A 12,790-nucleotide genomic window follows, 5' to 3' on the forward strand; every position below is an offset into this window, starting at 1 on the left:
GGCGTTGCACTCTATAGTGACCAGTTGCGGCCGGCGCGGGTCTTGCTCCTGCGCCTGGCGCCCGATTATTCTTGACATGACACCCAGGAGCCTATTGCATGACCTATCCCGACACGCGCCTTTTCATCGCCGGCCAATGGCAGGACGCCGAGAGCGGCAAGACCATCGCCGTGCACAACCCGGCCACGGGCCAGGAAATCGGGCGGGTGGCGCATGCGGGCATTGCCGACCTGGACCGTGCGCTGGCGGCTGCGCAAAAGGGCTTCGAGGTGTGGCGCGACACGCCCGCCATCGAGCGCGCCAAGACCATGCGCCGGGCGGCGGCGCTGATGCGCGAGCGCGCCGACGCCATTGCCGCCATCCTTACGCAGGAGCAGGGCAAGCCCCGGGCCGAGGCGCGTGTCGAGGCCATGGCCGCGGCCGACATCATCGAGTGGTTTGCCGATGAGGGCATGCGCGTGTACGGCCGCATCGTGCCGTCGCGCAACCTCGCCGTGCGCCAGATGGTGGTGAAGGACCCGGTGGGGGTGGTGGCCGCGTTCACGCCCTGGAACTTCCCTATCAACCAGGTGGTGCGCAAACTGGGCGCGGCGCTGGCCGCGGGCTGCGCGGTGCTGGTCAAGGCGCCTGAGGAGACGCCCGCCAGCCCGGCCGAGTTGATCCGTGCGTTTGCCGATGCCGGCGTGCCCGCCGGTGCGGTGGGCCTGGTGTACGGCAACCCGGCCGAGATCTCCAACTACCTGATCCCGCACCCCATCGTGCGCAAAGTCACGTTCACCGGCTCCACCCCCGTGGGCAAGCAACTGGCGGGGCTGGCGGGCCAGCACATGAAGCGTGTGACCATGGAGTTGGGCGGCCACGCCCCGGTGATCGTCTGCGAGGACGCGGATATCGAACTGGCGGTCAAGGCCTCGGGCGGCGCCAAGTTCCGCAACGCGGGGCAGGTCTGCATCTCGCCCACGCGCTTTTTGGTGCACGAGAGCGTGCGCGCCGACTTCGTGGCCGCGCTCACGCGCCATGCCCAGGGCCTGAAGGTGGGTGACGGCCTGGCCGAGGGCACGCAGATGGGCCCGCTGGCCAACCCGCGCCGCGTGGCGGCCATGGCCGACCTGCTGGCCGATGCCGTGCAGCAGGGCGCCACGGTGCGCACGGGTGGCGAGCGGCTGGGCGAGGTGGGCAACTTCTTTGCGCCCACGGTGCTCGACAACGTGCCGACCCATGCACGCATCTTCAACGAGGAACCCTTCGGACCCGTCGCGGCCGTGCAGGGTTTCACGCAGCTCGAAGCGGCCATCGCCGAGGCCAACCGCCTCGCCTACGGCCTGGCGGGCTACGCGTTCACGCGCTCGCTCAAGAATGCGCACCTGCTGAGCCAGCGCGTCGAGGTGGGCATGCTGTGGATCAACCAGCCCGCGACGCCCTCGGCCGAGTTGCCGTTTGGCGGCATCAAGGATTCGGGCTATGGTTCCGAGGGCGGCCCCGAGGCGCTGGAGGCCTGCCTGAACACGCGCGCGATCTCCATCACCCACGTCTGACGCAGCCCTTCAGCACCACCAGCCCCGGCCTGCCGGGGCTTTTTTTACACCGCGCTCAGAAGCGGTAGGTGCCCGTCAGCAGCACGTTGCGGCGCTCGCCGTAGAAGCAGTCGCCGCGCGCCAGGCACTGGGTGATGTTGACCTTGTCCGTCAGGTTGTTGATGTTCAGCGCCAGGCGCCAATCGCCCGCGTCGTAGGCCACCATGGCATCGGCCAGCAGCACCGACGGGGTATCGATGGCCGGTGTGCCGGTCCACTGCGATCCGGTGTAGCGCACGCCGGCGCCTACCGTCCAGCCGCCCCGGCCCTGGGCCGCGAAGCGGTGCATGAGCCAGCTGGACGCCGTGTGCCGCGGCACGCCCGCCACGCGCTGGCCCTGGTCGCCCGCGTTGCTGCGGCTGATGGTGGCGTCGGCATAGGCATAGCCCAGCGTCCAGTCCCAATGGCGCGCCAGGCTGGCGGTCATCTCGGCTTCGAGACCCTTGATGGTGACCTCGCCGATCTGCAGGCTGTTGAGCGGGTTGCTCGGGTCGGTGGTCTTGCGGTTCTTCTCGCGCAGGTGGTAGAGCGCCGCAAAGGCCGAGATGCCGCGCCCTTCGGGCATCCACTTCACGCCGGCCTCCCACTGCTGGCCGCGCTGGGGTTTGTAGGCCGTGCCGTACACGTTGACGCCGCCCAGCGGTTGGAACGACTCTGAATAACCGACATACGGTGCCCAGCCCCCGCCGGCCTGGTAGGTCAGGCCCAGGCGCTTGGTCCAGGCCTTGTCGTCCACCGCCGCGGCGGGGCGGCCTTCGGTGTCGGTCTTGGCGCGGTCATGGCGCAGGCCCAGCGTGGCGGTCCACGCACCCCAGCGCATCTGGTCCTGCAGGTACAGGCCCAGCTGGCGCTGCGTCACGTCGGGCAGGGCCGTCAGGGCGGCGCTGCTGGGCGGGGTGAAGTTGCCGTACACCGGTGCATACACGTCGATGGCGGGCGCCACGGCGCGCCAACTGGACTGGCTGGTGTGGTTGCGCTGACCGTCCACGCCGACCAGCAGCGTGTGCTCTACCGCGCCCGCGCGCAGGTGGCCTTCCAGCTGCGTGTCGATGAGCAGCAGGCGGCTGGCGTTGCGTTGCCAGGCGGCGTCCCGCAGCACGGTGCGACCATTGGCGTCGAACACCGGACGCGCGGGTCGGCCGCTGGCGGCATTGGCAGTGAAGCTGGTGTAGAGCGTGCGGTAGTCCACGTCGCTCACGGTGCGGCGCAGGTTCTGGCGCAGCGTCCAGTCGCCGTTCAGGCGGTGGCTGAAGAGGTAGCCCCAGGAGGCGTTCTCGGTGTCGTAGGCGTCCCAGCCCGGCTCGCTGATGAAGGTGTTGGTGGGAATACGCCCGTAGGCACTCGGCAGCCGCGTGCCCTGCCAGGGGAAGAAGCCGATCAGCGAGCCGCTTTGGTCCTTCTGGTAGTGCGCCTGCAGCGTGAGTGAGGTGTCCGCACTCGGCCGCCAGGTGAGCGATGGCGCGAACACCACGCGGTCATCGTCCACGTGGTCCACCTGCGTGCCGCTGTCGCGGCCTACGGCCACCAGGCGGTAGAGCCACCGGCCCTCGGCATCCAGCGGGCCGGTCAGGTCGGCGGCGATCTGCTTGCGCGCATGGCTGCCTATCTGCACCTGCACCTCGCGCTGGCGCTCGGCCAGCGGACGCTTGGACGTGAGGTTGAGCACGCCGCCCACGCTGCCCTGGCCGTAGAGCACCGAGGAGGGGCCGCGCAGGAATTCCACGCGCTCCAGCGTGTAGGGCTCTGCCTTGACATTGTTGTACGTGCCATAGGTGCGCAGCAGGCCGTCCAGGTACTGCGTCACATCGCCGCCGCGCGCCTTGAAACTGTCCACGCGGCTGTCGAAGTAGCTCGATACGATGCCCGCGCTGTAGCGCGTGGTCTCGCGCAGCGTCTGTACTCCCTGGGCTTCCATTTGGTCGCGCGTGACCACGCTGATGGCCTGGGGTGTCTCGATGAGCGGCGTGTCGGTCTTGGTGGCCGACAGCGCGCGGCGGGCCACGAAGCCCCGTACCGGTTCGGTGGCGCTTTGCTGCGCCGGGTCGGCGCTGATGGTGACCGCGGGCAGGGCGGCTTCGGTGGTCTGGGCATGCGCGGCGGCGCCGCACAGCAGCGCCACGGCGGCCTGTGCGGCGGCAGTGCGCGTGGCGGGGAAAGGGCGAAAGATCATGGTGCTATGAATAGTGAAGCTGGTTGCGCAGGATGGACGGACGCTGCAGCGTGTTTTGATAGAAACCGAGGGGCTCAGAACGTGTAGTCCAGCGTGACGTAGAGCGAGCGCGGCTCGCCCGGTGTGACGGCCGCAAAGCCCGCGGCCGTGGTGGATGCGTCCACGTAGTAGCGCCGGTTGGCGGCGTTCTTCAGGTTGGCTTGCAGTCGCACGCCGCCGCCGAACTGGTAGCCCAGCGCGAGGTCCACCACGGTGTAGCCGGGCAGGCGCCACCGGTTGTCGTTGGCGGTGAACTTGTCGCCCTGGTGGACCAGCCCGCCGCCGACCCACAGGCCGGGCACCCGGGGCAGGCGGTACTGGGTCCACAGCGAGGCGGTGCGCCGCGGGGCGAGCGCGACGCGGTGGCCCACGTTGGCGCCGGGCACGGTGTCGGCCAGCACCTTGGGGTCGAGGAAGGTGGCCTGCGCGGTGACGCTCCAGCCCGGGGTGATGCGGCCTTGGGCCTCCACTTCCAGCCCCTTGATGCGCTGGCGGCCCGTCAGCACCGAGTAGCCGGGGTGCTCGGGGTCGTTGGCCGGTGCGTTGGTCAGTTCCAGCGCGAAGGCCGATACGGTGGTGAGCAGGCGCTGGCCCAGCCATTCCTGCTTCCAGCCCACCTCCAACTGCTTGCCCTCGGAAGGCGGTGCCGCGCGGTCGCCCCACAGCAGCGTGCCCGAGTTCGCCTGGAACGAGCGCGCATGGCTCACATAGAACATGCTGGCGGGCAGGGGCTGCCAGCTCAGCGCGGCGCTGGGCTGGGTCTTGCTCAGATCCGTGGCGGGCTTGGTGTAAGCGTCCTTGAGCCGGTCGTGGCGCAGGCCCAGCAGCAGGCTGAAGTCGCCCAGGGCGAGCCGGTCCTGCACGAACAGGCCCGTGTTGCGCGTGTCCGAGGCCACGGCGGCCCTGCCGCCCGAAGCCGCGGGCGGCACCAGGCCCGTCACGGGCTGGTACAGGTCCACTGCGCCCAGGTTGCCCGTGCCACGCGCACCGTACACACCCTCGATGGCACGCCAATCCAGCCCGGCGAGCAGCGTGTGGCGCACGGGACCCGTCCGCACTTGTGCGCGCAGTTCGGCCAGCGCGGTGTCCGACGTGTAGTTCTGCCCCGGTGCCAGCCAGTAGCTGCGCGCCACCTGGCCGCCCGTCACCGGGCCGATGGGGTAGACCATGTTCACGTTGCGAAAGGTCTCGTTGCGGGACAGGTGCACCCGCCCTTCAAGGCTATCGGTGAAGCGGTGCTGCAGCTCCGTGGAATAAAAGCGCAGGTGCCCGTCGGTGCGCAGCCAGGGCTCGCCATAGAAGGTGCCCACCGGGAGCACGTCCGCGCTGCGCGGGTTCTGCGGGTCGGGCACCGCCAGCCCCACGGTGGATACGCCTTCCAGGCTTTGGTACTCGGCCTGTGCGCGCCAGCGCGTGTCCGGCGTGAGCTGCCATTCCAGGCTGCCGGCCAGGCCCTGCTTGCGCGGCGTGTTGCCGTCCACGAAGCTGCCGCCGCGGCTCGCGCCGCCGTCCAGCCGGTAGCGCAGCGTGCCGTCGGCATTCAGGGGGCCGGTGAGGTCGAATTCGGCATTGCGCCAGCCGTGGCTGCCCGCACCGATCTTCACGCTGCGCAGCGGATCGGCCTGGGGCCGCTTGCTCACGTAGTTGACGAGGCCGCCCGGCGCCACCTGGCCGAACTCCAGCGCGGCCGGGCCCTTGATGACCTCGACGCGTTCGATGTTGAACAGTGGTGGATCGAGCAGGTGCACGAACTTGGCACCGTCACGCAGGTAGTTGTAGGTGTTGTTGGCCCACAACCCGCGGATGGCGAACTGCGAGTACGAGCCTGCGTATTCGCTGCGCGAGGACACGCCGGCCGCGTTGCGCAGCACGTCGCGCTCCGTGGTGGCCAACTGCTGCTCCAGCAGCGCGCTGTCGATCACGCTCACGGCGCGCGGCGTCTCCAGCACTGGCAGGCCCAGGCGCGAGCTGCTTTGCGCGCGGCGCGCGGGCGTGGCGGCGGCGCCCGCCGTGGAGTCGACCACGTCTACCTGGCGCAGGGTGGGGGTGGCGGTTGCCGCGGGCGCGCCCGGCGGGGCCTCGGCGGTCTGTGCGATCGCGCTGCCGCACAGCAGCCACAGCGCGGCCTGCGCGGCCTGGGCCACGGCCGTGCGCCGCGGGCGGGGAACAAGGGGAAGTTTCATGGCGGTGGGGGATGCAAAGGGCGGGACACCGCTCAGCGCGCCTTGGCGGTCGGTGCGGGCAGGGCGGGCAGGGCGGGCAGGGCGGGCGATACGGCGCCGTGCGTCTGCACGAAGCTCAGCGTGGTCACGTAGCTCGCTTCGCCATAGGGCTGGCCCAGGTGCTCGCCGGGGGTCTTGTCGGTGTGCTGGACCTCGGCCACGTACTGGCCCTGCCATGGCAGGGCAAAGCGCACCGTGCCGTCTTCGCCGGTGATGGCCTCGCGCGACCAGCCGGAGGGCGCCACCAGCGTCACCTTGGCCTTGGGCAGCGGGGCGCCCTGGAACACCACGCGCAGCGTGCCGTCCTGCCCCGTGGGCACGAGGTCCAGGGGCGCGGCGGCGTCCACCGGCTGCGCCAGGCTGGACACCCAGCGCGCCGCGGGGCGCCACAGCAGCGGCGGACGCTGCGTCTTGCTGCGGTCGATGAGCGGGTACGGGGCTTCCGCCCAGAGCGTGTCCGCAGCGCTTTGCGGCGCATAGACGAAGGCCGTGGGCGTGCGGCGGCCTTCGGTCGACCGCGCTGCGGCCTGGCGTAGCACAGGCACTGCGGTGAATTTGTCCAACAGGCCCGGCGAGGTCTCGCGCAGGTTATCGGCGTATTCACCGAAGTGCAGGCGCGTCTCGTTCGGTGCCTGCTCCAGCCAGACCTGGTGGGCCTGCGCAGCGCCGCCGGCCAGCAGCAGCGCACCGGCCAGCCGCGCGAGGGGGTGTCGAGGGATGAGGGACATGGGCGTGTTCTCCTGTGAATGGATGGATGTATGCGCGGAATGGCGTTTGCTATTGAATGAATAGCTGCCAGCGCTTTACCGATAAGCGCTTTGGCCGGTTTTTTATGTGAAATACAGGCAGGCGCATGAAGGCTCTCGCAAGGGCGCCCCGGGGCGCCTTGTGGATAACGCTGGCTGCCTGCGCCAGCCGGGCGGCTGGCGTGGGTGGCTCTGAAAGAAGTGCGTGTGCGTCGGCACACCGGCCCGCGATGCGGGCCATGCGGGCTCAGCCCGGCCCCGCGCCGGCGCAGCCCGTGGCCGCGGCCCCTACGAACAGCGCGGCCAGCAAGGCCGCCACGCCGGCGGTGGGCAGCCAGCGTGGCCGCCAGGTGGCCAGCGCCGTGGCGGCCAGCGCTGCCAGCGAGAGGGCTACGCCCCACCACACCAGGCCCATGGGCACGGTCGGGGCCGGCCGTCCCACGGCATGGGCCAGGGCCGCTGCCAGCAGTACCCAGCCCGCGCCGCGCAGGCGCTGCAGCGTGGGGGCGGTGGCGGATCGGCGCAGCGCGTCCTCGTGGTGCCGATCCATGCCCAGGGCCATGGCGCACCAGCCGGCCAGGCACAACAACAGTTCCGTCATCTCAGGCTCCCGCGCGGTGGCCGCGCGCGGCCGTTAGGTGTGCCGGCACGGCCGCTGGGGGCCTTGCACTGGCGGGCGCTCGCAGCGGCCGCAGCCGGTAGGCCAGCGCCAGCAGCAACGCGCCGGTGGCGAGGAATGCCAGGTCCATGCCCGCCAAAACCCAGTCGCGGGCTGGCAGGCTGACGCCCAGGTGCGCGTGCGTGGTGGCTGCGTTCAGCAGCGGCAGCAGCGCCCAGAGCGCCCCGGCCAGTGCCAGCAGGGCGCACCAGCCGCGCCGGCCCGGCGAGACGGCCGCGAGCAGCAGCGCTAGTGTAGTGTTGCATTCTGTTTGGAACTTAATCGGCTATTGGCGCGGATGACCTTTTGCAGGATGTCGCGAGCGTTCTTGGTCCAGATGAACGGCTTGGGGTTGGTGTTGTGATGCGCGATGTACTCATCGATGGCCGAGACGAGTTCGGGCACGCTGGTGAACACCCCGCGGCGTAGCCGGTTCTCGGAGATGTCGCGAAAGAAGCGCTCGACCATGTTCAGCCACGATGCCGAGGTCGGCGTGAAGTGCATGTTGAATCTGGGGTGCTTGGCCAGCCACTCCTGCACAGCTGGATGCTTGTGCGTGGCGTAGTTGTCGGCGATCAGATGCAGCGTCTTGTCCTTGGGCGTCTCCCGATTGATTTGACGCAGGAACTTCAGCCACTCGATGTGGGTGTGGCGCTGCTGGCACTGGCCGATGACCTGACCGTTGAGCACGTTGAGCGCAGCGAACAAGGTGGTTGTGCCGTTGCGCTTGTAGTCGTGCGTCATGGTGGCCGCGCGCCCCTTCTTGAGCGGCAGCCCGGGCTGCGTTCGGTCCAGCGCCTGCACCTGGCTCTTTTCGTCGCAGCACAGCACCAGCGCATGCTCGGGCGGCGACATGTAAAGCCCCACGATGTCTTCGAGCTTTTGCACGAACTGCGGATCGCGCGAGACCTTGAAGCCGCGCACGATGTGAGGCTTGAGACCGTGGGCCTGCCAATGGCGCATCACGGTGCTGGCGCTGACGCCCAACTCAGCGGCCATCGTGCGCGTGCTCCAGTGCGTGGCCGCCTCGGGCTTGGTCTGTGTGGTTAGCTTCACAAGCTTGGCCACATCCACCTTCACCGGCGGTGCGCCGCGCGGCAAGTCGCGCTCGATACCTTGCAGCCCCAATTGCAGGTAGCGTTCACGCCAGCGCGCCACCTGCACGCGCCCAATGCCAAGCTGCTCGGCAATATCCTTGTTTTGCAGCCCCTGCGCGGCCAGCAGCACGATCTGGGCGCGCTGGGCCAATCTGACGCTGGTGCGCTTGGAGCGCGCCAGCCGGCTCAGCTCGCTTTCCTCTTCATCCGTCAACACAATCGTCGGGGCAACTCGCAATTTTTCACTCCAATGCAAACCGTAGTAGAGCATTGGAGCGTGGTTGCTCAATTAAGTTTCATTAAGAATCAAACACTACACTAGCGCCCATGCGCTGAAGAAACAGGCCAGCTCCGCATCGGCCCGCGCCGCCCAGTGCAGCGGCAGCAGCCGGTTGGCAGCGAGGTAGACCGCCAAAGCCAGCGGCAGGCCGGCCAGCGCCGCCAGGTTGAGGGTGGACACCAGCCGTTCGCCGAAGGGCAGGCGCTGGGGCTGCCCGGCATGGGGACGCCGTGCCTGCGCTTGGCGCTTGACAGTCCACAGCACCAGGCCGGTGGCGATCATCAGGCTGCCCAGCACGCCGAAGCCGAACAGGGCCCAGCGCAGGCCGGGACCTGCGAACCGTGCAAGGTGCAGGCCGTAGAGCACGCCATAGGTCTGCCGTGCCGCGCCGGCGGGGGCGGCTTCGTGCAGCAACTGGCCACTGGCGCCATCGAACCACAGGCGTTCGGGACCGTACTGCAGGCGGTCGCCGTCATGGCGCGTGACCTCCAGGCGCACATCGCCGCCGGGGTCGCGCTGCGCGCGCAGGCGCTGCACGCGCCCTCCCTGCCAGTGGGCCTGGGCCTGCTGCATGGCAGCGGCCACGGCCAGCGGTGGCAGGGGCGCGGGCGGACCGGCCCGGGCGGAGCCCGCGCTGCGCGGGGCGTCCCCCTGCAGTTCTGCGAAGTAGCTGGCCATGTCGATGCCGCGTGCGCCGGGATACACGGCGGCAATGCCCGCCGGCAGGTACAGCGAGTGAAAGATCATGAGTCCGCTGAAGGTGATCACCAGGTAGAACGGCAGCGCCAGCACGCCGCTGACGTTGTGCGCATCCAGCCATGCACGCTGGCCGCCCTTGGCGGGGCGAAAGGTGAAGAAGTCCTTGAAGATGCGCCGGTGCGTGACCACGCCGGTGAGCAGCGCCACGAACATCAGCAGCGTGGCCACGCCCACGATCCAGCGCCCTTGCAGCACCCATCGGCCCTGGTGCGCAGTGCGCAACTCGAAATGGAAGCGGTAGAAGAAGTCTCCCCCCGCTGTGGCCCGTGGCGTGAGGATGTCGCCGGTGGCGGGGTGCACCAGCAGGGTCTGGAAGCGCTCGCGCGGCCCCGCGTGCCACAGCAGCGACACCTCGGGCTGGCGCTCGTCGGGCAGGCGCATGATCCACTGGGTGGCCTGCGGTGCGTGCTGCCGCAGGGCGGCCAGGGCGCGCTCGGCGACGGCTGCCGCGTCATCTGCCCTGGCGGGCGGCAGGGCCTGGAGTTCGGGGCGCATCCAGTGGTTGAACTCGGGCTTGAAATACGACAGCGTGCCCGTCACGAAGATGGCAAACAGCAGCCAGCCCAGCAGCAGTCCCGCCCAGGTGTGCAGCCAGGCCATGGCCTGGCGAAAGCCCTCGCGTGCGGGGGCGCGGGATGCGTCGGCGGGCGGGCTCATGCGGCACCCGCCAGCCATTGCGGCACCTGGGCGGCCAGCCCCAGCAGCATCGCAGGGCCCAGCACGCCGCACCAGGCCTGCCAGGCCGTGCGCGCAAAGAAAACCCAGGCGATGGCCAACACATAGACCAGCCACGCCAGCAAGGTGGCGGCCAGCACGGCGTCCACGCGGGTGCTGCGTTGTGCCAGGGCCATCGCGGCCGCAGCCGTGAAGGCCGCCGTGAGCGCATAGCCTCCCGCCACCGCGGCCAGTGTGCGCGAGGCCACGGCGAGCCGGTAGCGCCACAACGGTTGCGTGGGCCTCATCGGACTCCCTCCTGTGCCGCGAGGGAGCGGGACGGCCGCACGGCGGCCGAGGCCTCGCCGTTGAACAGGGGCGGAGCGGCGTCGAGGCGCAACGTCAAGGCGGAGCAGGTGCGGATCACGGATTACTTAAGATATGTCATGAGAACGATTCGCATTTAAGTATAGGTGAGGAATGCCTGCGCACGTGAAGGCCGTCCGCCGTTGCGATGCGCGCGCGCGACGGGTGCCGCTGCGCCGGCACCACAGGCAGGCCCATGCACGGCGCCGGCTTGGCCGTGCACCGCAAAACGGGCTGTAACGTTGCGAAAGCGTCCGCGTGAGCGTCAGCCGCGCTCAACCGGCCGGCCGGGGTCGCTGCACCACTCGCTCCAGCTGCCGGCAAACAGGGCCGTGGGACCCAGGCCCGCGATTTCCATGGCCAGCAGGTTGGGCAGGGCACTCACGCCGCTGCCGCATTGATGGACGACGGTGGCGGGGTCGCGGCCATCCAGCAGGTTGGTGAACTCGGCACGCAGCTGCTCCGGGCTCTTGAAGTGGCCGTCCGTTCCCAGGTTCAGGCCGAAGGGGCGGTTGAGTGCGCCGGGGATGTGGCCCGCCACGGGATCCAGCGGCTCCACCTCGCCCCGGTAGCGTGGTGTGGCGCGCGCGTCGACCACCGTCTGGCCGGGCTGACCCAGTTGCGCCAGCACCTCCTGCGCGCTCACCAGCCGGCGCAGCGGCGCCTGCAGCCGAAAGTGCGACTGGAAACGCGCCGGCTCGTCGCCGCTGGCCACCGCGCCGCCGGCGGCCTGCCAGGCCTGCAGCCCGCCGTCGAGCACGGCCACGGCATCATGCCCCGCCCACTTGAGCATCCACCACAGGCGGCCGCAGTAGTTGGCGCCGTTGCGGTCGTACACCACGGCCTGCATGTCATTGGCAAAGCCGATGTCCGAGAGCCAGGTCGCAAATCGCTCGCGGTTGGGCAGCGGGTGGCGCCCGCCCGATGCGGGCTCGTCCGCCGCCGAGGCCACGACCGTGCCGCCCGCGCCGGGGGCGCCATGGCGGGCGCTCAGGTGCTTGTCCAGGTCGGCGTGGAAGGCGCCGGGGATGTGCGCCTCGCGGTATTGGCTGGCGCCCAGGGTGGGTTGGGTGAGGTCGAAGCTGCAGTCGAACACCATCAGCGGCTGGCCGCTGTGCAGGAGGGACTGCAGTTCAGGAACGGAGATCAGCGTGGTGTAGGGCATGGTCGGGCTCTGTGCGTATCGATCAGGCCCCATTGTCGCGGCGTTGGGCGCGCCAGCGCGTCAGTGTTCTTCGGCAGGCGTGTCCGGCGCGGCCCGGGCGCGCAGTACGGTGGCCGTGATGCCGCTGCCCACGATGAGCGCCATGCCCGCCCAGCCGATGAGCGGCAACTGGTCGCCGAACAGCGCCACGCCGTAGATGCTGGCGAAGACGATGCCCGAGTACTGCAGGTTGGCCACCACCAGCGTGCCGCGGGCGGTGAGGGCGCGCGAGTAGGCACGTGTCATGCACAACTGCCCGCCCGCGGCCAGCAGGCCCAGCGGCAGCAGCCACAGCGCGGGCCACCCGGGCCAGTCGGACATGCCCGTGACCAGCATGGCCGCGCCGCCGGCTACGGCCGAGCCCACGGCGAAATAGAACACGGTGCGCGTCTCGGGCTCGCCCAGGCGCGACAGCGCCACCACCTGCATGTAGGCGAACGCGGCGGTCAGGCCCGAGCACAGGCCCACCAGGCCCGCGAAGGCCTGGTTGTCGTCGATGCTGGGGCGCAGCATCATGACCACGCCCGCGAACCCGACCAGCACGGTCAGCACCAGGGTCACTTGCAACGGCGGGCGCGGCTGCGCGCTGGAGGGGCGCCAGGCGAGCAGCGCGCCGCCGATCAGGAAGGCGGCGATCCACACGCTGCTCATGTAGTTGAGCGTCATCGCCGTGGGCAGGGGCAGGTAGGCGATCGCGTAGAACCACGCGCCCAGCGATGTCACGCCAATCAGGCTGCGCCAGGCGTGCATGCCAGGGTAGCGTGTGGCCAGCGCCACCTTTTGCGAGCGTGCCAGCGCCCAGAGGATGGCCATGCCGATGAAGCCGCGGTAACAGACCAGCTCGGCCGCGTTGAAGTAGGCCGAGGCCATCTTCACGCAGACCCCCATGCTTGCGAACAGGAACGCCGCCAACACCATCCAGAGCGCTTGCATGGAAAACCTATGGGTATGAATAAAAATAGCTGCCAGCGCTTGTGTATCAAGCGCTGGCAGCTATTGTAATGGTAGCGTAGGGCGGCGG

The 12,790-nt window shown here is 69.7% G+C and carries 9 protein-coding genes and 1 pseudogene; 1 reads left to right on the top strand and 9 read right to left on the bottom strand.

Annotated features, from left to right (window positions below):
* Nucleotides 1-98 precede the first annotated feature (98 nt).
* Nucleotides 99-1,535: an NAD-dependent succinate-semialdehyde dehydrogenase gene (locus tag I3K84_RS17640; RefSeq protein ID WP_011804463.1), complete on the top strand. Its 1,437-nt coding sequence runs from the start codon at nucleotides 99-101 to the stop codon at nucleotides 1,533-1,535.
* A gap of 55 nt (nucleotides 1,536-1,590) precedes the next feature.
* On the opposite strand, the gene I3K84_RS17645 is transcribed toward I3K84_RS17640, so the two are convergent.
* The 9 genes and pseudogenes from I3K84_RS17645 to I3K84_RS17685 form a co-directional block, all read right to left on the bottom strand.
* The gene (locus I3K84_RS17645) at nucleotides 1,591-3,744 is read right to left on the bottom strand and encodes a TonB-dependent siderophore receptor (protein WP_196995079.1); all 2,154 of its coding nucleotides are present in this window, start codon (nucleotides 3,742-3,744) and stop codon (nucleotides 1,591-1,593) included.
* Between the two features lie 74 nt (nucleotides 3,745-3,818).
* Nucleotides 3,819-5,966, bottom strand: coding sequence for a TonB-dependent siderophore receptor (locus tag I3K84_RS17650; protein WP_196995080.1), 2,148 nt, complete (start codon nucleotides 5,964-5,966; stop codon nucleotides 3,819-3,821).
* Between the two features lie 32 nt (nucleotides 5,967-5,998).
* Complete coding sequence (locus I3K84_RS17655; protein ID WP_196995081.1) at nucleotides 5,999-6,733, bottom strand: DUF4198 domain-containing protein; 735 nt, start codon at nucleotides 6,731-6,733, stop codon at nucleotides 5,999-6,001.
* Between the two features lie 265 nt (nucleotides 6,734-6,998).
* Complete coding sequence (locus I3K84_RS17660) at nucleotides 6,999-7,352, bottom strand: DUF3325 domain-containing protein (protein ID WP_088887442.1); 354 nt, start codon at nucleotides 7,350-7,352, stop codon at nucleotides 6,999-7,001.
* Between the two features lie 306 nt (nucleotides 7,353-7,658).
* A complete protein-coding gene (locus I3K84_RS17665) occupies nucleotides 7,659-8,777 on the bottom strand; it encodes an IS630 family transposase (protein WP_231403305.1) in 1,119 nt (372 codons plus the stop codon).
* Between the two features lie 48 nt (nucleotides 8,778-8,825).
* Nucleotides 8,826-10,202, bottom strand: a pseudogene (locus tag I3K84_RS17670) (PepSY-associated TM helix domain-containing protein); the annotation flags it as partial.
* Nucleotides 10,199-10,507 carry a DUF3649 domain-containing protein gene (locus I3K84_RS17675; RefSeq protein WP_011804469.1) on the bottom strand — a complete coding sequence of 103 codons (309 nt, stop codon included), beginning with the start codon at nucleotides 10,505-10,507 and terminating at the stop codon, nucleotides 10,199-10,201. The gene I3K84_RS17675 and the pseudogene I3K84_RS17670, both read right to left, overlap by 4 nt.
* Nucleotides 10,508-10,830: 323 nt before the next feature.
* Nucleotides 10,831-11,730 (bottom strand): sulfurtransferase, encoded by a 900-nt coding sequence (locus I3K84_RS17680; protein WP_088887439.1) that lies wholly within the window; start codon nucleotides 11,728-11,730, stop codon nucleotides 10,831-10,833.
* 60 nt (nucleotides 11,731-11,790) lie between these two features.
* Nucleotides 11,791-12,702 carry a DMT family transporter gene (locus I3K84_RS17685; RefSeq protein WP_015912681.1) on the bottom strand — a complete coding sequence of 304 codons (912 nt, stop codon included), beginning with the start codon at nucleotides 12,700-12,702 and terminating at the stop codon, nucleotides 11,791-11,793.
* Between the last annotated feature and the right edge of the window lie 88 nt (nucleotides 12,703-12,790).

This window comes from Diaphorobacter sp. JS3051 (assembly GCF_015832135.1).
GTDB lineage: Bacteria > Pseudomonadota > Gammaproteobacteria > Burkholderiales > Burkholderiaceae_C > Diaphorobacter > Diaphorobacter nitroreducens.